Origin of the sequence: Cupriavidus basilensis OR16, assembly GCF_000243095.1 — a bacterium.
GTDB lineage: Bacteria > Pseudomonadota > Gammaproteobacteria > Burkholderiales > Burkholderiaceae > Cupriavidus > Cupriavidus basilensis_D.
On record NZ_AHJE01000001.1, the window covers coordinates 1 to 23,094 of the forward strand.

16 protein-coding genes and 4 pseudogenes are annotated in these 23,094 nt (G+C 66.8%); 15 read left to right on the forward strand and 5 right to left on the reverse strand.

Translation table 11 applies throughout. The annotated features are described in order from the left end of the window. The 4 genes and pseudogenes from OR16_RS00005 to OR16_RS00020 all read left to right on the forward strand — a co-directional run. Nucleotides 1-396, forward strand: a 396-nt coding sequence (locus OR16_RS00005) for an oligopeptide/dipeptide ABC transporter ATP-binding protein (protein WP_006155899.1), incomplete at its 5' end; no start/stop codon positions are given. 67 nt (nt 397-463) lie between these two features. Continuing rightward, complete coding sequence (locus OR16_RS00010) at nt 464-1,447, forward strand: ABC transporter ATP-binding protein (protein ID WP_043417846.1); 984 nt, start codon at nt 464-466, stop codon at nt 1,445-1,447. Between the two features lie 103 nt (nt 1,448-1,550). Beyond that, nucleotides 1,551-2,778: pseudogene (locus OR16_RS00015) on the forward strand (amidase). Between the two features lie 32 nt (nt 2,779-2,810). Further along, nucleotides 2,811-3,221: a DUF3830 family protein gene (locus tag OR16_RS00020; protein ID WP_006155902.1), complete on the forward strand. Its 411-nt coding sequence runs from the start codon at nt 2,811-2,813 to the stop codon at nt 3,219-3,221. A gap of 52 nt (nt 3,222-3,273) precedes the next feature. On the opposite strand, the pseudogene OR16_RS00025 reads toward OR16_RS00020, so the two are convergent. Further along, nucleotides 3,274-6,191, reverse strand: a pseudogene (locus tag OR16_RS00025) (efflux RND transporter permease subunit). A gap of 9 nt (nt 6,192-6,200) precedes the next feature. Continuing rightward, on the reverse strand, nt 6,201-7,403 hold the full coding sequence (locus OR16_RS00030) for an efflux RND transporter periplasmic adaptor subunit (RefSeq protein ID WP_006155905.1): 1,203 nt from the start codon (nt 7,401-7,403) through the stop codon (nt 6,201-6,203). A gap of 511 nt (nt 7,404-7,914) precedes the next feature. Between OR16_RS00030 and hpnD the strand changes: the two genes are divergently transcribed. The 4 genes and pseudogenes from hpnD to OR16_RS47125 all read left to right on the forward strand — a co-directional run bounded on the left by hpnD (nt 7,915) and on the right by OR16_RS47125 (nt 11,129). After that, entirely contained in the window at nt 7,915-8,751 is an 837-nt protein-coding gene (gene hpnD, locus OR16_RS00035; RefSeq protein ID WP_006155906.1) for a presqualene diphosphate synthase HpnD, read from the forward strand. A gap of 110 nt (nt 8,752-8,861) precedes the next feature. Continuing rightward, a complete protein-coding gene (locus tag OR16_RS00040) occupies nt 8,862-10,136 on the forward strand; it encodes a Zn-dependent hydrolase (RefSeq protein ID WP_006155907.1) in 1,275 nt (424 codons plus the stop codon). 203 nt (nt 10,137-10,339) lie between these two features. Then, nucleotides 10,340-10,654 (forward strand): annotated as a pseudogene (locus tag OR16_RS47120) (SMP-30/gluconolactonase/LRE family protein); the annotation flags it as partial. Between the two features lie 7 nt (nt 10,655-10,661). Beyond that, the gene (locus tag OR16_RS47125) at nt 10,662-11,129 is read left to right on the forward strand and encodes an SMP-30/gluconolactonase/LRE family protein (protein WP_272942807.1); all 468 of its coding nucleotides are present in this window, start codon (nt 10,662-10,664) and stop codon (nt 11,127-11,129) included. Nucleotides 11,130-11,233: 104 nt separating this feature from the next. Here the strand turns inward: OR16_RS47125 and OR16_RS00050 are convergent, their stop codons facing one another. After that, nucleotides 11,234-11,572 carry a hypothetical protein gene (locus tag OR16_RS00050; RefSeq protein ID WP_237716860.1) on the reverse strand — a complete coding sequence of 113 codons (339 nt, stop codon included), beginning with the start codon at nt 11,570-11,572 and terminating at the stop codon, nt 11,234-11,236. A 256-nt stretch (nt 11,573-11,828) separates the two neighbouring features. On the opposite strand from OR16_RS00050, the gene ompR reads away from it, so the two are divergent. The 6 genes from ompR to OR16_RS00080 all read left to right on the forward strand — a co-directional run bounded on the left by ompR (nt 11,829) and on the right by OR16_RS00080 (nt 17,869). Beyond that, nucleotides 11,829-12,551 carry a two-component system response regulator OmpR gene (gene ompR, locus OR16_RS00055; RefSeq protein ID WP_006155909.1) on the forward strand — a complete coding sequence of 241 codons (723 nt, stop codon included), beginning with the start codon at nt 11,829-11,831 and terminating at the stop codon, nt 12,549-12,551. A gap of 13 nt (nt 12,552-12,564) precedes the next feature. Continuing rightward, nucleotides 12,565-13,914 (forward strand): sensor histidine kinase, encoded by a 1,350-nt coding sequence (locus OR16_RS00060; RefSeq protein ID WP_006155910.1) that lies wholly within the window; start codon nt 12,565-12,567, stop codon nt 13,912-13,914. Nucleotides 13,915-14,251: 337 nt separating this feature from the next. Beyond that, nucleotides 14,252-15,553, forward strand: coding sequence for an MFS transporter (locus OR16_RS00065; RefSeq protein ID WP_043417830.1), 1,302 nt, complete (start codon nt 14,252-14,254; stop codon nt 15,551-15,553). 299 nt (nt 15,554-15,852) lie between these two features. Continuing rightward, nucleotides 15,853-16,401, forward strand: coding sequence for a peroxiredoxin (locus OR16_RS00070; protein ID WP_006155912.1), 549 nt, complete (start codon nt 15,853-15,855; stop codon nt 16,399-16,401). A gap of 141 nt (nt 16,402-16,542) precedes the next feature. Continuing rightward, nucleotides 16,543-17,064 carry a carboxymuconolactone decarboxylase family protein gene (locus tag OR16_RS00075; RefSeq protein ID WP_006155913.1) on the forward strand — a complete coding sequence of 174 codons (522 nt, stop codon included), beginning with the start codon at nt 16,543-16,545 and terminating at the stop codon, nt 17,062-17,064. 223 nt (nt 17,065-17,287) lie between these two features. Then, nucleotides 17,288-17,869, forward strand: coding sequence for a GNAT family N-acetyltransferase (locus OR16_RS00080; protein WP_006155914.1), 582 nt, complete (start codon nt 17,288-17,290; stop codon nt 17,867-17,869). A gap of 35 nt (nt 17,870-17,904) precedes the next feature. On the opposite strand, the gene ispF is transcribed toward OR16_RS00080, so the two are convergent. Then, nucleotides 17,905-18,414 (reverse strand): 2-C-methyl-D-erythritol 2,4-cyclodiphosphate synthase, encoded by a 510-nt coding sequence (ispF, locus tag OR16_RS00085; RefSeq protein ID WP_006155915.1) that lies wholly within the window; start codon nt 18,412-18,414, stop codon nt 17,905-17,907. An 83-nt stretch (nt 18,415-18,497) separates the two neighbouring features. Continuing rightward, a complete protein-coding gene (gene ispD, locus OR16_RS00090) occupies nt 18,498-19,298 on the reverse strand; it encodes a 2-C-methyl-D-erythritol 4-phosphate cytidylyltransferase (RefSeq protein ID WP_050982835.1) in 801 nt (266 codons plus the stop codon). A 272-nt stretch (nt 19,299-19,570) separates the two neighbouring features. Between ispD and mfd the strand changes: the two are divergent. Further along, a pseudogene (gene mfd / locus OR16_RS00095) lies at nt 19,571-23,033 on the forward strand (transcription-repair coupling factor). The last annotated feature ends 61 nt before the right edge of the window (nt 23,034-23,094 follow it).

The following is a 23,094-nucleotide window of genomic DNA, read 5'->3' on the forward strand; positions in this document are numbered from 1 at the left end:
ATCACGCACGACCTGGGCGTGGTGGCGCGCTACGCCGATCGCGTGGCCGTGATGTACGGCGGACGCGTGGTCGAGACCGCGACCGCGCGCGAGCTCTACGCCAATCCCGCGCACCCCTACACGCGCGCGCTGCTGGCCTCGATGCCGGCGCTGGACCCGGATCACCGAACCCAGGTCGCGCCGCTCGCGGGCGACCCGCCCAACCCGATCAACCCGCCGTCCGGCTGCAGCTTCCACCCGCGCTGTGCCATGGCCGAGGACGTGTGCACGCGCCGCGCGCCGCGGTTGTCCGACGCACTGGCCGGACATCCGGTGGCCTGCCTGATGGCTAACGCGGACGGCGGCCACAGCCGGCAGATGCCCGCGGCCGCCGGCCCGCTCGTTGCAACGCTCTGAGGGCCCTATCGTGACTGCACCCGTGACTGCACCCAACAACAGCACCACCCAGCAAGACAGCGCGCCGATGGTGTCGGTGCGCGACCTGCGCGTGACCTTCTCCGGCGGCGGCAAGACCATTCGCGCCGTCAACGGCGTGTCGCTCCAGGTGGCGCCCGGCGAAACGCTCGCGCTGATCGGCGAATCCGGCTCCGGCAAGAGCGTGACGCTGCGCGCGCTGATGCGCCTGCATCCGCCGCGCCGCACCCGCATGGAAGGCGAGATCCGCATCGACGGTGCCAACGTCACCGCCCTCGATGGCCGTGGCCTCGCCCGCCTGCGCGGTGGCAAGGTGGCGATGGTGTTCCAGGAACCGCTGCTGGCGCTGGACCCGGTCTACACGATCGGCCAGCAGATCATCGAATGCATCCGCACCCACGCCCGCGTGTCCGCCGCCGAGGCGCGCCAGCGTGCGCTGCGCGCGCTGGAGTCCGTGCGCATTCCCAGCCCGGAACGGCGCCTGGCAGCCTATCCGCACGAGATGTCCGGCGGCATGCGCCAGCGCGCCATGATCGCGCTGGCGCTATCAGTCAATCCCAAGGTCCTGCTGGCCGACGAGCCGACCACCGCGCTGGACGCCACCGTGCAGATCCAGGTGCTGATCCTGCTGCGTGAGCTGCAGCGCGAGCTTGGGCTGTCGATCGTGTTCGTCACCCATGACATCGGCGCGGCAGTGGAGATCGCCGACCGCGTCGCCGTGATGTATGGCGGGCGCATCGTCGAGGAAGGCCCGATCCGCACTATCCTGCGCGCCGCGCGCCATCCCTATACGATTGCGCTGTTGCAAAGCCGCCAGCACGGCATGGACCGTGGCCGGCGGCTGCAGACCATCGCCGGCTCGCCGCCCGATCTGTCGGCCCTGCCGCCGGGCTGCAGCTTTGCCCCGCGCTGCCCGCGCGCGCTCGCGCAATGCCTGGAGGCGGTGCCGCGGGCTACGGCGCTGGGTGGCGGGCATAGCGTGAGCTGCGTGCTGGCCAGCGAGCCGGTCACCCCTGCCGAGGCCCTGGCGTAAGCTGGGTCAACGCGTCGTGACGGCACGGCTGCCGTGCATTGCGCGCCAATATCGCCTTTACTGATTGCTACCCTAGCCCTCACTTTCACCGCTAACCGCACCCATGACCCTGGCCAGCCACCCCTCCCACGCCTTCCTCCCCTACCCCGTTGCACCCATCGCCAACGCCGCAAGCGGGCCGCTCGCCGGCCTGACCTTCGCCGCCAAGGACCTGTTCGACGTGGCCGGCTACCCAACCGGCGGCGGCAACCCCACTGTGCTGGCCATGTCGGGCCGGCGGCGGCAACCCCCATGTGCTGGCCATGTCGGGCATCAAAGCCACCACCGCGCCCACCGTGCAGCGGCTGCTGGACAACGGCGCGGCCTTCGTGGGCAAGACCCACACGGATGAGCTGGCGTTCTCGATGAACGGCAAGAATGCCCACTACGGCGCGCCGGTAAACGGTGCCGCGCCGGGGCGCATCACCGGCGGCTCGTCGTCCGGCTCAGCCTCTGCGGTATCGAACCAGCTCTGCGACTTCGCGCTCGGCACCGACACCGGCGGCTCGGTGCGCGCGCCGGCCAGCCACTGCGGGCTGTTCGGCATCCGCCCGACCGTTGGGCGGATCTCCCTGGCACAAACCCTGGCGCTGTGCGACAGCTTTGATACCTGCGGCTTCTTCGCGCGCGACATCCGCACCTTCGCCCGCGTGGCCGACGTGCTGCTTGGCGGCGACCCCCGGCCCCTGCCCGCCAGCCCGCGCCTGTTGCTGGCCGAAGACCTGTTCCGCATGCCCACCGCCCCCGCGCTGGACGCGCTGCTGCCGGTGGTCGGCGGCATCGAAGCCGCCTTCGGCAAAGCCACGCCCGTCACGGTGGCGGACCGCCCGCTGGAAGACATCTGGTGGGCCTTCCGCTATGTGCAGGGCTGGGAAGCCTGGCAGACCGACGGCGCCATGATCGAACAATACGGCCTGCAGCTCGGCCCCGACGTGGCCGCGCGGTTTGCGTTTTCCAAGGGCGTCACCGAAGCGCAGTTCGAAGCCTCCAGCGCCGTTCGCCGCGACTTTACCGCCCACCTGGCTGCGCTGCTCGGCAACGACGCCGTCCTGATCCTGCCGACCATGCCCGACATTGCCCCGCTGTCCGACGCCGCCGGCGAGGAACTTGAGACCTACCGCAACCTGTCCGCGCAAACGCTGTGCCTGGCGCCGCTGTCCGGGTTCCCGCACCTGAGCCTGCCACTGGCCAGCCGCGCGGGCGCACCACTGGGCATCTCGCTGATGGGCCCGGCCGGCAGCGACCGCAGCCTGATTGCATTTGCCGAAAAGCTGGTCGCCGCGCTAAGCTGAACGGCCACCCCGATTCCCCAAGGAGAGCCTGAATGGCCCAGATCCGCATTACCGCCGGCGGCTACCAGTTCGTCGCCGAAACCCATCCCGACGCCCCCCTCACCGTGGCAGCCTTCACCAAGCTGCTGCCCTACCGCCAAAAGCTGATCCATGTGCGCTGGAGCGGCGAAGGCTGCTGGATCCCGCTGGGCGAGTTCAAGCTGGGCGTGGACTTCGAGAACCACACCAGCCACCCCTCGGTAGGCGACATCCTGTTCTATCCCGGCGGCTACAGCGAGACCGAGATCATCCTGGCGTATGGCAGCTGCTGCTTCGCCAGCAAGATGGGCCAGCTCGCGGGCAACCATTTCCTGACGATCGTGCAAGGCAAGGAGAACCTGCGCGCGCTGGGCACCAAGGTGCTGTGGGAAGGGGCGCAGGATGTTGTGTTTGAAATGATGTGAGACAAGAGCGTGCTCGGCGGGCCTATCCGCCAGAGCACGCACGGGCTTGTGCTCAGCGCGCCAGCACCGCCCCGCCCGCCGCCGGCGCCTTGACCCGGAACCAGGCCGCATACAGCGCCGGCAGGAACAGCAGCGTCAACGCCGTGGCGATCACCAGCCCGCCCATGATTGCGACCGCCATCGGCCCCCAGAACACGGAACGCGACAGCGGGATCATGGCCAGCACGGCCGCCGCCGCGGTCAGGATGATGGGCGGCAGCGCCGTACGGCGGACTCGACGATGGCGTCCCACACGGCCTCGCCGGCGCGGATGTCCTGCTCGATCTGGTCGACCAGGATCACGGAGTTGCGGATGATCATGCCAAGCAGCGCGGTGATGCCGAGTTGCGCGACGAAGCCCATCGGCGCGTTGAGCAGCAGCAGCGTGGCGGCGGCGCCGATCAGGCCGAGCGGCCCGGTCAGGAACACCATCAGCGAGCGCGAGAAGCTGTGCAGCTGCAGCATCAGCAGCGTGAAGATCAGGAAGATGCACAGCGGCAGCTGCGCGGCGATCGACGCGCCGGCCTTGCCGCTTTCTTCTTGCGCCCCGGCCACCGTAATGCGGTAGCCCGCCGGCAGCTGCGCGCGCAGCTTATCCAGCTTGGGATCGATCTGCGCCGTCACGGTGGGGCCCTGGATGCCTTCGGCCACGTCGGCCTGCACGGTCACGCCAAAGTCGCGGTTCTCGCGCCAGATCACGCCCGGCTCTGAGCGAAAAACGATGCGCGCGACCTGGGTCAGCGGCACCACGCGGCCGTTGGCGGTGGGCACCTGCACGTTCTGCAGGTCGGACATGGCATCGCGCTCGTTGTGCGGCGCGCGCATCAGGATATCGATCAGCTTGTCTGCGTCGCGGTATTGCCCCACCGCCACGCCACTCAAGACAGTCTGGGTCACCCGCGCGATGGCAGTGGTGCTGACGCCGAGCGCGCGCGCCTTGTCCTGGTCGATGTCCAGGCGCAGCACCTTGACGTTCTCGTTCCAGTTGTCGTTGACCCCCACGGTGTTGGGGTTGGCGCTCATCACCGCCCTGACCTCATCGGCCAGCTTGCGCACGCCGGCGGCATCCGGCCCGATCACGCGGAACTGCACCGGATAGGGCACGGGCGGGCCGTTCGGCAGCAGCTTGACGCGGCCGCGCAATTGCGGGAAATCGCGCGCCAGCAAGTCCACCACGCGTTGGCGCACCCGGTCGCGCAGCGCGACTTCGGCCGGCATCACGATCACCTGCGCCACATTGGTCTGCGGGAATATCTGGTCCAGCGGCAGGTAGAAGCGCGGCGCGCCGCTGCCAACGAAGGTGGTCAGGCTGGCGATCTCGCGGTCCCCGCGCAGCGCCGCCTCGAAACGCCTGGCCTCGGCCTCGGTCTGCGCGAAGCTGGTGCCCTCCGGCAGCCACAGCTCCACCATCAGCTCCGGCCGGCTCGAGTCCGGGAAGAACTGCTTCTCCACGAACTTGAAGGCGTAGAGGCCGAGGCCAAAGGCCACCAGCGTGATGACGATCACTGTCTTGCGCCACGTCACGCACCAGTGCACCAGGCGGCGGAAGCGGTTGTAGAAGGGCGTATCGAACACCTCGTGCTGCTCGCCCGCGCCAGCCGGCCGCGCCTTGAGCAGCAGGTAACCCAGGTAGGGCGTGAAGTAGACCGCGGCCAGCCACGACAGCACCAGCGCCATCGCGGTCACGGCGAAGATGGCGAAGGTGTACTCGCCCACGGTGGAGCGCGCCAGCCCCACCGGCAGGAAGCCGGCGGCGGTGATCAGCGTGCCGGTCAGCATGGGCATCGCGGTGGAGGTGTAGGCGAAGGTGGCGGCTTCCATCTTGGAGAAGCCCTCCTCCAGCTTGCGCACCATCATCTCCACCGCGATGATGGCGTCGTCGACCAGCAGCCCCAGCGCCACGATCAGCGCCCCGAGCGATATCTTGTGCAGGCCGATGCCGAAGATATTCATGAACAGGAACGTGACCGCGAGCACCAGCGGGATGGTCAGCGCCACTACCAGGCCCGGGCGTACGTCAATCCGCAGCGGCTTGGTATGCAACCCCAACCAAAAAAAGCTCACGCCCAGCACGATCACCACGGCCTCGATCAGCTTGCTGGCAGGCGGATCGACATAGCCGCGGTACACATGCGCGATGTCGCCCAGGCGGATATTGGCAATGCCGTTGGGGCCGCGCAGCACCAGGTTTTCCAGGTCGGCCACGTTGGCGAACTGGCCCGACAAGCGCACCTGCAGGTTGTCGCCCGGCGTCACCAGCACGCCGCTGGCGGTCATGCTGTTTTGCTGCGAAATCTGGTCGGCGATCGCATTGATGTCCAGCCCGAGCTGGGCAAAGCGCGCCTGGTTGAATTCGATATAGACCTTCTCGTCCTGCAGCCCGATCAGCGCCACCTTGGCTACGGACGGCACGCGCAGCAGTTGCTGGCGCACCAGGTCAGCGTACTCGCGCAGTTCCTTGTAGTTGAAGCCGTCGGCCGAGAGCGCGTAGATGGAACCGTACACGTCGCCGAATTCGTCATTGAAGAACGGCCCGCGCACGCCCGGGGGCAGCGCCTGCGCGATGTCGCCGACCTTCTTGCGCACGGTGTACCAGATCTGCGCGGTGTCCTTGGCCGGCGCGGTGTCCTTGAGCTGGAAGATCACCGTGGTCTCGCCGGGCTTGGAGAAGCTGCGGATCTTGTCGGCGTAGGGCACTTCCTGCAGCTGGCGCTCGATCTTGTCGGTGACCTGCACCGCGATCTGCTCGGCGGTGGCGCCGGGCCAGAACGCCTGCACCACCATCACGCGGAAGGTAAAGGGCGGGTCTTCGTCCTGCCCGAGCTGGAAGAAGGCAAAGAGCCCGCCCAGCAACAGCACCACCAGCAGGTAACGGGTCAGCGGCTGGTGCTCCAGCGCCCAGCGGGAAAGGTTGAAACGGGAATGATCCATGCCGGTGCCTTAGTTGCGCACGGCCGGCGTGGGCGCCACGGCCTGCAGCGGCTTGACCTTCTGGCCGGGCTTGAGCAGGTGCACGCCCGCGGTGACGATGGTCTGGCCGGGCGACAACCCCTGCCGGACCTGGATCTCGTTACCCTGGAGCTCGCCCAGCGTGACGTTGACTGGCTGCACGGTGCCGGCCGCCGCGTCGTACACCCAGACCTGGTTGATGCCCTGCTTTTGCAGCAACGCGGAGAGCGGTACCCGCAGCGCGGCATCGTCGCCGGTACGGGTGAAGGTGACCACGGCGGTCATGCCGAACTTGAAGTCAGCTGGCGGATTGGGCACGCTGATGCGCGCCGCGTAGGTGCGCGTCACCGGGTCGGCCATCGGCGAGATCTCGCGCACGCGGCCCGGCAGCAGCCGGCCGGGCGCGGCCCAGGTGCGCACGGTGACGTCGGAGATGCCGCGCAGGCGCTCGACCTGGTCCTCCGGCAGGCCAACCGCAACCTCCTTCTCGGCGGTTTGCGCCACCCGCACCACCGACTGGCCGGCCGCCACGACCTGGCCGGCTTCGGCTTCGATCAGGGTCACCACGCCATCGGCGTCGGCCGTCAGCACGCCGTAGCCAGTCTGGTTGGACTGGTTGCGCAGCCCCGCCTCGGCCTGGCGCAGGCGGGATACGGCGGAGTCAAAGGTGGCCTGGCGGCGTTGCTGCTCGGCCGCGCTGATGAATTTCTTGGCGAACAGTTCGTTGTAACGCTTGAGATCGGCCTCGGCCAGGTCGCGATCGGTCTTGGCCGCGTCGTACTGGGCCCGCGAGCCGGCTTCCGCCAGGCCCAGGTCGGTGGGGTCAAGACGGGCGAGCGGCTGGCCCTTGCGCACGGTGGCGCCCACGTCGACCAGGCGGGCGGCGATCTTGCCGCCCACGCGAAAGCCCAGCCGCGACTCGATCCGGGGCCGCACATCGCCGGAGAATTCGAGTTCCGTCTTGCCTGCGCCCGGCTGCAACTGCATCAGGCGCACCGGGCGGATCTCTGGCGCCTTTTCTGCTTGCCGGCTGCAACCCGCCAGCGCCATCGCCACCCCGGCGAGCACCAGCAGGACCACCCGCACGCCGCGGCCGCGCATGTGCAAGCCGGCCGCGAACGCATTCGCGTTAGGAAGCGTTGAAAAAGGCACTTCGATGGCCGCAACTTCCGGCCCGGGATAAGGCACTGGCATGAGTTAAGCGTTAGATCGGTGGAACTGCAGGCACGGCGCGAAGCGGCGGCAGATTAATAACTCGCCGGTCAGTAATGTAACGGGACGGGACCGAAGGCGTCAAACGGCACGCGCAGGGGGATGCCGGAAACGCACTTTTCAAATCCGCGGCCGCCCCTGCGGCCCAAGTCAGACGCAGGAGACGGGCTGGGCGCGACCAAATGCCGCAGCTATGCCGCAGCGTTTGAAATTCGCGGGGCGGGGGGTGGCGGAGCCCCGGGAGGCGGCCTCGCCCACGGCGGCCGCCTCGGGAAGGGCGATGTTACAATCCGGCGCGTCGCTCGCACTGCCTTGGCAAGCGCCGTGGAACGGCTTGACGACTGGAGTTTACGGCTCTCGGCGCCGGACCCTGGCTTTTCGCCATCGCGCGCGCTCGCCAGGCTGACCGCCCCGCGCCGGTCAGGTTGCCGCGGCGACAGCGCAGGCATTTAGCCTCCCAATAGCCCCCCAATTTCACCGACCCGAGCCTGGCGTGACGCCCGATCAGTATTGCCAAGAGAAAGCCGCGCAGAGCGGCTCCAGCTTCTATTACAGCTTCCTGTTCCTGGCGCCCGAGCGCCGGCAGGCCATTACCGCACTCTATGCCTGGTGCCGGGAGGTCGACGATGTCGTGGACGACACCCAGGACGCCAGCGTCGCCTATCAAAAACTGGCCTGGTGGCGCAACGAGCTCGCCCAGATGTTCAACGGCGCGCCGACCCATCCCGTCATCAAGGCGCTGCAGCCGCACGCGCAAGCCTATGGGCTGACCCAGTCGATGTTCAATGAAGTGCTCGACGGCATGGAGATGGACCTCAACCAGTCGCGCTACCTGGATGAGATCGCACTCACGCGCTATTGCCATTGCGTGGCCGGCGTGGTCGGCACCATGAGTGCCCGTATCCTCGGCCACACGGATCCGCGCACGCTCGAGTACGCCGAAAAGATGGGCCTGTCCCTGCAGATGATCAATATCCTGCGCGATGTCGGCGAGGACGCCCGGCGTGGCCGGATCTACCTGCCGGTAAACACGCTGCAGCGCTTCCAGGTGCCGGTGTCGGAGATCAACCAGGCCACGCATTCCGATCGCTTCGTTGCGCTGATGCGCTTCCAGGCCGAACAGGCCCGCACGCTGTACCGCGAGGCGCTGGCCCTGCTGCCCGTTGCCGACCGCCGCGCCCAGCGCGCTGGCCTGGTCATGGGCGCGATCTACCAGACACTGCTCGACGAGCTGGAGGCCAGCGAATTCCAGGTGCTGAACCAGCGCATCTCGCTCACGCCCATGCGCAAGCTGTGGATCGCGTGGAAGACATGGATGCGCAACCGCTGAGCACCGCGCCCTTGCCTCCTGCATCGCTACCCGCGTTCCGGTCCCGATGCGCCTGCTTACTTGCCTGCTTACCTGCCTGCCTACCGATCTGCTAACCAGCCTGAGCTGCCATGAGCCAATCCGCCGCCCCCCTCCTCCCGCTCGGCCAGACCCTTCTCGACCAGGCCGCAGCGCTGGCCCGCTTCTCGGACATGGAAGGCGGCCTGACCTGCGCCTACCTGACCCCGGCCCACCGCGCCGCGCAAGCCCAGCTGGTGGCATGGATGGAGGCCGCGGGCATGACGATCCGCATCGACGCCATCGGCAACGTGATTGGCCGCTACGCCGCCGATCCGGCCGTGGGCGATGCCGCGCGCGTGCTGATGACCGGCTCGCACTTCGACACCGTACGCAACGGCGGGTGCTATGACGGCCGGCTTGGCATCCTGCTGCCCGTCGCCGTGGTTGGGGCGCTCAACGCGGCCGGCATCCGCCTGCCCTATCACTTCGAGGTAGTTGGCTTTGCCGAGGAAGAAGGCCTGCGTTTCAAGACCAGCTTCCTGGCCAGCAGCGTGCTGGCCGGCCGCTTCGACCCGGACCTGCTGGATCGTGCCGACACCGACGGCGTGACACTGCGCGAGGCGCTGGCGGCCTCTGGCCTGCCGGGCGCGGGCAGCCTCGACGCACTGCGGGCCGCGGCGGTGAACCCCGCCACCCTGCATGGCTTCGTCGAAGTCCATATCGAGCAAGGCCCGGTCCTGCTGCACCACGGCCTGCCCCTCGGCGTGGTCACGCAGATCGCCGGCAGCAGCCGCTTCCAGGTCCGCGTGGAGGGCCTGGCCAGCCACGCGGGCACCACGCCCATGACCCTGCGCAAGGACGCCGCCGCCGCGGCCGCCGAGATGGTGCTGCTGGTGGAGCGGCGCTGCGCGCAAGTACCCGCCCTGGTCGGCACGGTGGGCCAGTTGCAAGTGCCGAACGGATCGAGCAACGTCATTCCGGCCGAGTGTGTGTTCTCGATGGACATCCGTGCCGGTGAGGACGGCATCCGCGAGGCCGCCATCGCCGACATCGTGGCCGGCATCCAGGCGATCGCCGAGCGCCGCGGCCTCACGGCCATCGTGGAACGGGTGCCACCGGTCAACAATGCGCCGTGCGCGCGCTGGCTGATGGACCAGTTCGGCGCGGTGCTCAAGAAGCGCGGGCTGGAAGCGTTCGAGCTGCCCTCGGGCGCCGGCCACGACGCCATGATGATGCAGCGCGTGACCGACGTGGCAATGTTGTTCGTGCGCTGCGGCAACGGCGGCATCAGCCACAACCCGCTGGAGACCATCACGGCCGACGACGCCCAGCTCGCGGCCGAGGTCTTCGTCGACTTCCTGCGGCATTTCCAGCCGCGCGCCTGACGCCCCTTTCGCGGCGCGCTTGCGGTCCCGGCACAAATCGTATTGGATGTAGGCACACCAATCACAAGATCGAAAGATCACATCGGAGACACGGCATGGCGCAACGCGAACTATCGGTCCTGACCAAGGGGCACACCTTTCTGGAAGGACTGCGCTGGCACGACGGCCGGCTCTGGCTGTCGGATTTCTACACCCACCGGGTGATGGCGGTGAGCCTGGACGGCGCCGTCGAACAGATCGCGGAAGTGCCGCAACAGCCATCCGGCATGGGATGGCTGCCGGACGGGCGCCTGCTGATCGTCTCCATGCGCGACCGCAAGCTGCTGCGCCGCGAGCCGGACGGCAGCCTGGTGGTGCATGCCGACCTGTCCGGCGTGGCCAGCGGGCACGTCAACGACATGGTGGTGGACCAGTACGGCCGCGCCTATGTAGGTAATTTCGGTTTCGACCTGATGGCCGGCGCGCCGATGCGCACGGCGAGCCTGGCGCGGGTCGACCCGGACGGCTCGATCACCGTGGTGGCCGATGGCCTGTTCTTCCCCAACGGCTCGGTCATCACGCCGGACGGCAAATCCCTGGTGGTGGGGCGAGACCCTCGGCAATCGCATCTCGGCCTTCGACCTGGGCGCCGATGGCTCGCTCGGCCCGCGCCGCGACTGGGCCCTCTTCGGCAGCCAGCCCACTGGATCGGACCTCGTCCAGGTGCTGGGCGGCGCGAAAGTGGCGCCGGACGGATGCACGCAGGACGCGCAGGGCGCACTCTGGGTGGCCGACGCCATCGGCAATCGCGTCTTGCGGGTACTTCCGGGTGGTCAGATCGATGAGGAAATTGCCTGCGGGACGGGAATTTTCGCTGCCGCGCTGGGCGGCCCGCGTGGCACCACGCTGTTCCTGGCCGCCGCGCCTAACTTCGACGAGGCTGAGCGGCGCGCTTCGCGCCTGGGCCATATCCTGATGACGGAGGTCGAAGTGCCGCATGCCGGCCTGCCGTGAGGCTGAACGAGGCTGAATGAAGCGCAAGCTGAAGTAGGACGGACGCCGATATCCCGGATGCTGCACGCCGTGGCAAGCTGCCCGTATGAGCGCGTGCCCGGGGCCTAGCCGCCCTGGTACATCTCCCGCCCGAGTTCGTACAGGTTCTGGCGCAGCTTGCGCCGCTCGTCGGGCGAGAGTTTGTCGTTCGGGGACGCGTGGGGCCGGTTGCCCATGTCACGCTCGGCGCGGTACTTTCCGGCGCGTGCTCGCGCTTCGTCCTGGCTGTAGCGCTCGCGCTCGTTGCGCGGCGCGGCATCGCGGCCTGCTGCATTGCCAGCGCCCGGGAGCAAATGCGCCATGCCGGGCGATTGCGGGTACCCCACACTAGCGGCAAGCAACAGCGCGACACTCGCGCCGGCACGGGAAAGGGTATGCCCGGCGCGCTTGCGGGTGACTTTCATTGATAATGGCGGTTTGGGCTTCGGAAACGGTGGTTACAGGACCGCCGGAAGCCAGACATCCGGTAGCCCCGCCTCGCCACGTCGTGGCAGTGAACTACACGGCGGACACCCACGAAAACCCCATGGGGACTGGCTACGGAAACGGTATGCGGCAGTTTAAACGCAGGGTGGATGCGCGCCGTCATACCTCGGGGTAAAGTATGTAACCTTTTGTTAAGCCATTTTGACCGAAAGCGTTTGTCGCTAAGATACCGCCATGGAAAATACCAGTCACAAGATTCTCGTCGTGGACGACGACCCCCGTCTGCGCGACCTGCTGCGCCGTTACCTTGGCGAACAGGGCTTCACCGTACTGGTAGCCGAAAACGCCACCGCGATGAACAAGCTCTGGTTGCGCGAGCGTTTCGACCTGCTAGTGCTCGACCTGATGATGCCGGGTGAAGACGGCCTGTCGATCTGCCGGCGCCTGCGCGGCGCCAACGACCAGACGCCTATCATCATGCTCACCGCCAAGGGCGAGGACGTCGATCGCATCGTCGGCCTCGAGATGGGCGCCGACGACTACCTGCCGAAGCCCTTCAACCCGCGCGAGCTGATCGCGCGTATCCACGCCGTGCTGCGCCGCAAGGGCCCCGCCGAAGTCCCCGGCGCGCCTTCGGAAACCCCGGAAAACTTCGCTTTTGGCGACTTCGTGCTTAACCTCGCCACCCGCACGCTGACCAAAAATGACGAAGAGATCACCCTGACCACCGGCGAATTCTCGGTGCTCAAGGTGTTCGCCCGGCATCCGCGCCAGCCGCTGTCACGCGAGAAGCTCATGGAAATGGCGCGCGGGCGCGAGTACGAAGTATTCGACCGCAGCCTGGACGTGCAGATCTCACGCCTGCGCAAGCTGATCGAGCCTGATCCGGGCAACCCGCGTTTCATCCAGACGGTCTGGGGCCTCGGCTACGTCTTCATCCCCGATGGCGTGAAGTAAGGCGCCGCGCATCGTGGCGACTGCCTTCGGCCGCGCGGCTACGCGTCTGTTCGGTTCGCTGTTCTGGCGAACCTTCATGTTGATCGCCCTTCTGCTGGCGATCTCGCTGGGTATCTGGTTCCAGAGCTATCGGCTCTTCGAACGCGCGCCGCGCGCCCAGCAGATCGCCATGCAGGTGGTCAGCGTGGTCAAGCTGACGCGCGCTGCCCTGCTTTATTCCGATCCCGCGCGGCGGCGTTTCCTGCTGCTCGACCTGGTGCAGAACGAGGGCATCAAGGTCTACCCGCGCGAGAAAGACGACGATTTCTCCGTGCCCACCACGAATCCCTTCCTGACGCAGCTGGTGCAGCAGGAGATTCGCGGCCGGCTGGGCGAAGGGACCGTGATCGCCACCACCGTGAACGATATTCCCGGCGTATGGGTGAGTTTCGAGATCGAGGGCGACGACTACTGGGTGGCGATCAGCCCAGAACGGTTCGAGCGTGTGCCCGGCATCCAGTGGCTGTGGTGGAGCATCGCCGCGCTATTGCTGTCGATCATCGGCGCGGCCTTTATCACGTCGCTGGTCAACCACCCGCTCAAGCGGCTGGCCAATGCGGCACGCGCCATCGGCGGCGGGGGCGACCCGCCCACCCTGCCCGAGCATGGCGCCAGCGAAGTGGCACAGGCCAACCATAGCTTCAACCAGATGGTGCGCGACCTGCGCCAGCTTGACGACGACCGCGTCGTCATGCTGGCCGGTATCTCGCACGACCTGCGCACGCCGCTCACGCGGCTGCGGCTGGAAACCGAGATGTCCCCCGTCGATAACACCACGCGGGAAGCCATGATCGCCGACATCGAACAGATGGACGCCATCATCGGCCAGTTCCTCAACTACGCCCGGCCCGCGCTGGAAACGGTCGAACCCGTCGACCTCTCCGCCCTGGTGCAAGACGCCGTCGGCGTCTACGGCGCTCACGACGACGTGCGCGTCCACGTTCGCGCCGGCGACCCCGTGATGGCCGTCGCCAACCGCATGGAAGTCCAGCGGATCCTTGACAACCTCGTCGAGAACGCCCGCCGCTACGCCAAGGACGAAGACAACGGCGTAGCCGTGGTCGAGATCAGCACCCGCATCGAAGACAAGGAAGCCGTGCTAACCGTGGCCGACCACGGCAGCGGCGTGCCGGAAGCGCAACTGCCCTTGCTGACCAGGCCCTTCTACCGCCTCGATGGCGCACGCAGCGAAGCCAAGGGCGCCGGGCTGGGGATGTCGATCGTCAACCGGATCCTGCAGCGAAACGGCGGCAGGCTGATGCTGGCGAACCGCCCGCCGCCAGCCACCGGCCTGGTGGTCAGCGCGTTTTTCCGGCGAGCATAGATCCCCCCAATCCCAAGTGTTCGGCCGTGATTTCCGCCCCCAGGCGGAAATCACCCAAGCAGTTACCGCAAAATCACCCCCCTCCGTAGTAACCCTAGCCCCACCCCCTCCCTTCATCCCACTGACAGGCTTTCGACAGCGTTTGATATCAAACTGAAAGCCATTTGACAGCGTAATGACAGCCCCCCCGGCGCAAACTTGCCGCCGTTAGCAGCACACCCCCAAGACCAAGCCCAGCCAAGGCTATTCCCCGAAAAAAAAGCCGCCCCCATCTGGCGCCCGATCAAAATCAAGCCCCCGGAACCAACCGGCGGCGACTGCGAGAGACACCAGCAACATGTCAAACTCCCCTTCCCAGCAACACGGGTTCCGCACCGTGTTCCGCGTTGTCAGCGGCAACTTCCTGGAAATGTACGACTTCATGGTGTACGGCTTCTACGCCGCCGCCATCGCCAAGACGTTTTTCCCTAGCGGCAACGAGTTCGCCTCGCTGATGCTCTCGCTCGCGACCTTCGGCGCGGGCTTCCTGATGCGTCCGCTCGGCGCCATCATCCTGGGCGCGTACATCGACCATCACGGCCGCCGCAAGGGCCTGATCATGACGCTGGTCCTGATGGCGCTTGGCACCCTCCTGATTGCCTGCGTGCCGGGCTATGCGTCGATCGGCGTGGCCGCACCGTTGCTGGTGCTGGCGGGCCGGCTGCTGCAGGGCTTCTCCGCCGGCGTTGAGCTGGGCGGCGTATCGGTCTACCTGGCGGAAATCGCCAAACCCGGCAAGAAGGGCTTCTACGTGGCCTGGCAATCGGCCAGCCAGCAGGTAGCGGTGATCTTTGCCGGCCTGCTCGGCGTGGTGCTGCACGCCAAGCTGTCGCCCGAGGAGATGGGCGAATGGGGCTGGCGCATTCCATTCCTGATCGGCTGCCTGATCGTGCCGTTCCTCTTCCTGATCCGCCGCTCGCTGGAGGAAACCGAAGAGTTCAAGACCCGCAAGCATCGCCCCAGCATCAACGAGATCTATCGTTCGATGCTGGAGAATTGGCGCATCATCGTGGCCGGTTGCATGATGGTCGTGATGACGACGGTATCGTTCTACATGATCACCGCGTACACCCCGACCTTCGGCAAGACCGTGCTCAAGCTGGACGACGTCGACAACCTGATCGTCACCATGTGCGTGGGGCTGTCCAACTTCATCTGGCTGCCGCTGATGGGCGCCTTGTCGGACCGCGTGGGTCGCAAGCCGCTGTTGGTGATCTTCACCATCCTCACATTGCTCACGGCCTATCCGGCGGTGTCCTGGCTGGTAGCCGAGCCGTCGTTCGGCCGCCTGCTGATGGTCGAGCTGTGGCTGTCCTTCCTGTACGGCAGCTACAACGGCGCGATGGTGGTGACCCTGACCGAAGTGATGCCGCCCGCGGTGCGCACGGCTGGCTTCTCGCTGGCGTACAGCCTGGCCACGGCCCTGTTCGGCGGCTTCACGCCGGCCATCGCGACCTACCTGATCCATAGCACCGGCAACAAGGCCGCGCCTGGCCTGTGGCTGATGTTCGCCGCCGCGTGCGGGCTGATCGCCACGCTGGTGATTTTCCGCGGCGGACGGCAGCACGCCTACGTCGAACCCGTGGCCAAGACGGCATGAGGTTCGCGGCGGCGCCCCCGCCGGGGTAGACTGCCGTGTTCCGCCAGGGCTGCCCGAGCAGCGTGGCTGACATCGCTGCGCAATATGCCGGCGCCACCATCACCCGTGCGGCGCTCGCGCTTGCCGGATGCGCGGCTCCCCGAGCTTGGCTATCGGGCTCTTTGAGAATATCAATTAGCCCCGCCCCCCGGGGATGACGCATAATCCATCTTCGTTGCGCGGCAGCCCGGCCTTATCCGTTGGTGATGGCCTGGCTTGCAGCGCGAGCATCTCTCTTCAACCGTATCCAGGAGCAGTCTATGAAGACCGTTGGTGACAAAATCGAAGCCTTCCACGTCGTCGGTGTCAAGCCGGGTTTCAACAACCATGAAGAGAACGGCCAGTCGGCCTTTGAAGACATCACCGAAAAGTCGTTCGAAGGCAAGTGGAAGATCATTTACTTCTACCCGAAGGACTTCACCTTTGTGTGCCCGACCGAAATCGTTGCCTTCGCCAAGCTCAACGGCGACTTCGCCGACCGCGACGCGATCGTGCTGGGTGGCTCGACCGACAACGAATTCGTGAAGCTGGCATGGCGCCGCGAGCACAAGGACCTGAACAAGCTGGACCAATGGCAATTCGCCGATGTGACCGGCTCGCTGATCGACCAGCTGGGCGTGCGTGACCGTGCTGCCGGCGTCGCGCTGCGCGCTACCTTCATCGTCGATCCGGACAATGTCATCCAGCACGTGTCGGTGAACAACCTGAACGTCGGCCGTAACCCGGAAGAAGTGCTGCGTATCCTCGACGGCCTGCAAACCGACGAGCTGTGCCCGTGCAACCGCGCTGTTGGCGGCGCCACGCTGTAAGCTGTCGACTAGTTGGCATGCTGCACAAACTGCCGGTGAGAGATTGCCGGCGATTTGTGACGATCTGCGCGCCGGGCTTCGGCCCGCGCCTCAAAACCCGCCATGGCGGGTTTTTTGAGACCTTACCGATAGGAGATTTATATGGAATTCCTCAGCACGATTAAAGGCCTTATTCCTGACTACGCCAAGGATATCCGCCTGAACCTCGACGGCACCATCGCCCGCTCCTCGCTCGAGGGCAACGATGCGGTGGCCGTGGCGCTGGCCGCAGCGTTTGCCGCCAAGAGCCGCGTGATCGTCGACGCGATCCGCAACGCGGGCGTGCTGTCGCCCGAGGAAACCAATGCTGTGCTCACCGCCTCCGCGCTGATGGGCATGAACAACGTCTGGTATCCGTTCGTGGAAATGGCCGACGACCAGGATCTCGCAACGCAACCGGCCGGCCTGCGCATGAATGCGTACGCCACGCACGGCGGCGTGGACAAGCGCCGCTTCGAGATGTACGCGCTGGCTGCGTCCATCGTCGGCAAATGCCATTTCTGTATCAAGTCGCACTATGCACTGCTCAAGAACGAGCAAGGCATGACCGCGCAGCAACTGCGCGACGTGGGCCGCATTGCCGCCGTGGTCGTCGCAGCCGCCAACGTCATCGCGGCGGAATAAGGCCGTATCGCGTGCTTGCGGCCGGCACTCGCCGGCCATGCATGGTGGTTCCGGCACTTCCCCGAAGGCCCCGCGGCGCAAGGCCGGCGGGGCTGGCCCAGCATGCAGCGCGCGTCAGCGCAAGCCTGTTACCAACGCGCCTAGTCGGTAATTCACTGACTGCATTTGTGCACCGAAGGGCCTACAATCCAGCAAGGTCACAGCCTTCGCCCCCCCCTCTGCCATGAGCACCCTTCCTTCGCACACCTCCCCCCGCTTTCACTACCGCCTCGCCACCGTGCAGGACTGGGGCGAAATCGCCGCCGTGACCCAGCAAGCCTATGGCCAATATGAGCTGGACATCATGGAGGATTGCCGCGAGTCCTTCCAGCAAGGCATGAAAGCCGTGCTGGCCGCGTCGACTTCGGATATGGAATGGTGGGTGGCGCAGACCGATCACGGCATCAGCGGCGCGGTGCTGTTCTGCCATCCCGGCGCCACGTTGCAAGCGCTGGACGGCAGCACCATCACGCTCGCCTTGCCGGAAGCCCGGCTGCTGGCGGTCAGCCCGCAGGCACGCGGACTGGGGCTTGGCCGCACGCTGATGCAGGTCTGCATCCAGCGCGCGCGCGATATCGGCGCCGGCGCGCTGCTGGTGCGCACCATGCCGGAAATGAAATCCGCCAACCAGTTGTGCCAGCAGATGGGTTTTGTCAAACGCACCGAGGCCGGTGCGCGCTCAGGCCCGATGGCCAGGCTGATCGACTACGTCTACGCGCTCCCGCCCGACAACGCCGGCGCAGCCGGGGCGTCCACCAAAATCTGAGCGCCCGCTGCGCTCAACCGTGCACTAACTGCGCATCAATCCTGCGGGGAAACGATCGTGCCACGCCAGATCAGCACCACGGCTTGCGCAACGATGCCTTCCTGACGACCCTCGAAGCCCAGCTTCTCATTGGTCTTGGCCTTGACGTTGCAACTGGCCGCGGCCAAGCCCAGGTCTTCCGCCAGGTTCGCCACCATGGCGCCGATATGCGGCGCCAGCTTCGGCGCCTGCGCGATCACCGTCGCATCCACGTTACCGATTTCATAGCCGGCCTCACGCACGCGGCGCGCGGCCTCGCGCAGCAGGGCGCGGCTGTCGGCGCCGGCAAAGCGCGGATCGGTATCGGGGAAGTGCCGGCCGATATCGCCCAGGCCGGCCGCGCCGAACAGCGCGTCGGTGATGGCGTGGAGCAACGCGTCCGCGTCGGAATGGCCAAGCAGGCCACGGTCATGAGGAATGTCCACGCCGCCCAGGATGAGCTTGCGGCCCGGCACCAGCGCGTGCACGTCGTAGCCTTGGCCGACGCGGATATCGAATGGGGTCATGGAAGCAATTCTCCTTCAGGATCGGAACGGGGGGGGATGGATGGGGATGGGCGGGGATGGCTGGTAATGCATGAGGATGGCGTTCATGGCTCGCCGGCACCCTCGCCCAGCAACAGTTCGGCCAGCGCGAAATCCTCGGGGTAGGTCACTTTGAAATTGCGCAGCGAACCGTTGACCAGGCGTGGATGCAGGCCCAGCCGCTCGATCGCGCTGGCCTCGTCGGTCACCACGGCGCCTGCGGCCAGCGCTTCCTGCAGCGCCTGCCGCAAAACACCCAGGCGGAACATCTGCGGCGTCTGCGCCTGCCACAAGCCCTCGCGCGAGACCGTGGCGCCGATGCGCACCACGGCCGCCGGTTGCCCGGCGGGGGGCGCATCGGCGCGCTTGAGCGTATCGGGCACCGGCACCGCCAGGATGCCGCCGATGGCTGCGTCGGGGCCGTCTTCGTCGCCGCCGTCGCCCTCTACCGCGCGTACCAGCGCGTGGATCATGGCAGGCGTCAGGCCGGGGCGGGCCGCATCATGCACCAGCACCCAGTCACGATCCGTGGCGCCGAGTTGCGCCAGGTGATGCAGGCCAGCCAGCACCGAGGCATGGCGCGTATCGCCACCCACGAAGGCCGTGTCAAAACGCAGGCCGGCGAACGCCGCCGCGCCGAAACGGGACTCCAGCGGCATATCGTCGGGCGCCAGCACCAGCGCGGTGGCGCTGATAGCGTCGCAGGCGGCAAAAGCGGCTAGCGCGTACCAGATCATCGGCCGGCCGGCCACGGTCTGGTATTGCTTGGGCAGGCTACCGCCCGCACGGCTGCCGGTACCGGCACAGGGAATCAAGGCAAATCGGCGAGCAGACACGGATAGCGCTAGGGGCAAGGTGGGCGCCATGCCCCGGGAAGCGGGGCATGGCGCAAAGCTTCAAGGCCCCCGCCATGGGCGAGGAACGGGAAGCGCGGCATTGAAAACGCGGATTTCGGAGCGCATTCTATAATACGGCCTTCGCTCGCGGACATGCGGGCGTCGATCAGCGCGAGCGCCCGCCGGGCGCCGCATGCTTCGCCCACACCCCGCCCGCAATGCCGGCGGGGTGTCGCTGTTGCATCGCCGCGCTTTTTTGCCCCGCAACGCCTGAAAGCCGTCAACAAGCCAGCCCGTAACCGATGCCTGAAGCTAATCGTCCCACGCCCTTCGCCAACCTCCCCTTGGTCAAGGCCGGCCAGCGTTATACCGTGTCCGGCCTGCCCGGCTCCGCCGACGCCCTGGCGCTGGCCGCCTACGCCAGCCAGCACAAGGAGCGTATGCCGATGCTGGCGGTGGTGTGCGCCAATGCGGTCGACGCGCAGCGGCTCGCCGAGGAAATCCCGTGGTTCGCGCCCGGCCTGCGGGTGCGCCTGCTGCCCGACTGGGAAACGTTGCCCTACGACAGCTTCTCGCCGCACCAGGACCTGGTCTCGGAGCGGCTGGCCACGCTGCACGATATCCAGGGCGGCCAGTGCGACATCATGCTGGTGCCGGCGCAGACCGCGCTCTACCGGCTGGCGCCGCCCGCTTTCCTGGCGGCCTACACGTTCTTCTTCAAGCAGGGCGAGAAGCTGGACGAAGCCGCGCTCAAGGCCCAGTTCACGCTGGCCGGCTACGAGCATGTCAGCGCCGTGATGCGGCCCGGCGAGTACAGCGTGCGTGGCGGGCTGATCGACCTGTTCCCGATGGGCTCGCCCCTGCCGTACCGGATCGACTTGTTCGGCGAAGAGATCGAAACCATCCGCGCCTTCGATCCCGATACGCAGCGCAGCCTGTACCCCGTGAAGGAAGTGCGCTTGCTGCCGGGCCGCGAGTTCCCGCTCGACGATGCCGCGCGCACCGCGTTTCGCGGCCGCTGGCGCGAACTGTTCGAAGGCGACCCGAGCAAGTCGACGATCTACAAGGACATTGGCAATGGCGTGCCGTCGGCCGGCATCGAGTACTACCTGCCACTGTTCTTTGAAAGCTCGGCGACGGTCTTCGATTACCTGCCCGCCAACAGCCAGCTCGCCTATGCCGGCGATGTGCCCGACGCCATCCGCCGCTTCTGGGCCGACACCACGCAGCGCTACAATTTCATGCGCCATGACCGGGAGCGGCCGCTGCTGCAGCCCTCGGCGCTGTTCCTCTCGGAAGAGCAGTTCTTCGCGGGCGCGAAGCCGCTGGCGCGGCTCGTTCTGCAAGGCACCGCTACCGGCGACACCGTGCCGCTGGCTGAGACCCTGCCCGATGTCTCGGTCAACCGGCGCGCGGAAGATCCGCTGGTCAACCTGGAAGCCTTGCTGCTGAAAAAGGACCGGCGCGTGCTGATGTGCGCGGACTCCGCCGGCCGGCGCGAAACGCTGCTGCAACTGTTCGGCGAAAGCGGGCTGCGCCCGCAGCCGATCGACGATTACGCCGCGTTCCTGGCGGGAGATTCGCATTTCTCCATTGTGGTGGCGCCGCTGCAAAGCGGCTTCGCCGTGCCCGGCGCGCAAGGCATCGAGCCGCTGGCCTTTGTCACTGAAGCCGAGCTGTATGCCGGGACCGCGCGCCGCACCGGCCGGCGCAAGCAGGAACAGGCCAGCGCCGTCGACTCGATGGTGCGCGACCTGGCCGAGCTCAAGATCGGCGACCCGGTCGTGCACAGCGAGCACGGCATCGGCCGCTACCAGGGCCTGGTCTCGCTGGATCTGGGCCAGGGCGAGGAGGAATTCCTGCACCTGGACTACGAAAAAGGCAGCAAGCTGTACGTGCCGGTGCACCAGTTGCACGTGATCTCGCGCTATTCCGGCGCCGATCCGGACACCGCGCCGCTGCACTCGCTGGGCTCCGGCCAGTGGGAACGCGCCAAGCGCAAAGCCGCGCAGCAAATCCGCGATACGGCCGCCGAGCTGCTCAACCTGTACGCGCGCCGCGCCTTGCGCCAGGGCCATGCTTTCGAGCTCACGCCCAAGGACTACGAGAAGTTTGCCGAGACGCTTCGGCTTCGAGGAAACGCCGGACCAGGCCGCGGCGATCGCCGCGGTGATCGCCGATATGACCTCGGGCAAGCCGATGGACCGGCTGGTGTGCGGCGATGTGGGCTTCGGCAAGACGGAAGTCGCATTGCGCGCCGCCTTCGTGGCCGTCATGGGCGGCAAGCAGGTGGCCATCCTGGCGCCGACCACGCTGCTGGCCGAGCAACATTTCCAGAACCTCTCCGACCGCTTCGCCGAATGGCCGGTGCGCATTGTGGAGCTGTCCCGCTTCAAGACCAAGAAGGAGATCGACGGCGCCATCAAGCAGATCAACGACGGCACCGCCGATATCGTGATCGGCACGCACAAGATGCTGTCGGACGACGTCAAGTTCCAGCGGCTGGGGCTGGTCGTGATCGACGAAGAACATCGCTTTGGCGTGCGCCAGAAGGAAATGCTGAAGACCTTGCGCGCAGAGGTCGACGTGCTGACCCTGACCGCCACGCCGATCCCCCGCACGCTGGGCATGGCGCTGGAAGGCCTGCGCGACTTCTCCGTGATCGCCACCGCGCCGCAAAAGCGCCTGGCCATCAAGACCTTCGTGCGGCGCGAGGAAGACGGCGTGGTGCGCGAGGCCATCCTGCGCGAGCTCAAGCGCGGCGGGCAGGTCTACTTCCTGCACAACGAGGTCGACACCATCGAGAACAAGCGCGCCAAGCTCGCGGAGCTGGTGCCGGAAGCGCGCATCGCGGTGGCGCACGGGCAGATGCACGAGCGTGAGCTGGAGCGCGTGATGCGGGACTTCGTGGCGCGCCGCGACAATATCCTGCTGTGCACCACCATCATCGAGACCGGCATCGACGTGCCGACCGCCAACACCATCCTGATCCACCGCTCCGACAAGTTCGGCCTGGCGCAGCTGCACCAGCTGCGCGGCCGCGTCGGGCGCTCGCACCACCAGGCCTATGCCTACATGCTGGTGCACGATGTCGAAGGCCTGAGCAAGCTGGCGCAGCGCCGGCTCGAAGCCATCCAGCAGATGGAGGAACTGGGCTCGGGCTTCTACCTGGCCATGCACGACCTGGAAATCCGCGGCGCGGGCGAAGTGCTGGGCGACAAGCAATCGGGCGAGATCCACGAGATCGGCTTCCAGCTCTACACCGACATGCTCAACGCCGCCGTCAAGTCGCTCAAGAACGGCAAGGAACCGGACCTGATGGCACCGCTGGCCGTCACCACCGAAATCAACCTGGGCACCCCGGCCCTGCTGCCTAGCGACTATTGCACCGACGTGCACGAGCGGCTCTCGCTGTACAAGCGCCTGGCCAACTGCGAAGCCGCCGAGCGCGTGGACGATATCCAGGAGGAACTGATCGACCGCTTCGGCCGCCTGCCGCCGCAAGCGCAAGCGCTGATCGAAACCCACCGGCTGCGCATCGCCGCGGTGCCGCTGGGCGTGCGCAAGATCGACGCCAGCGACGCGGCCATCAGCATGCAGTTCCTGCCCAACCCGCCGATCGACGCGATGAAGATCATCGAGCTGGTACAGAAGAATCGCCATATCAAGCTGGCCGGCCAGGACAAGCTGCGCATCGAGGCCAAGATGCTGGATGTGGCCGTGCGCGCGCAGACCATCAAGCACACCCTGCGCCAGCTGGCCTGATTGGCCTGATCATTGCACCACGGTACCCGTTCGCGGCGCAGCGCCGCCGAGAGCGGCGCCA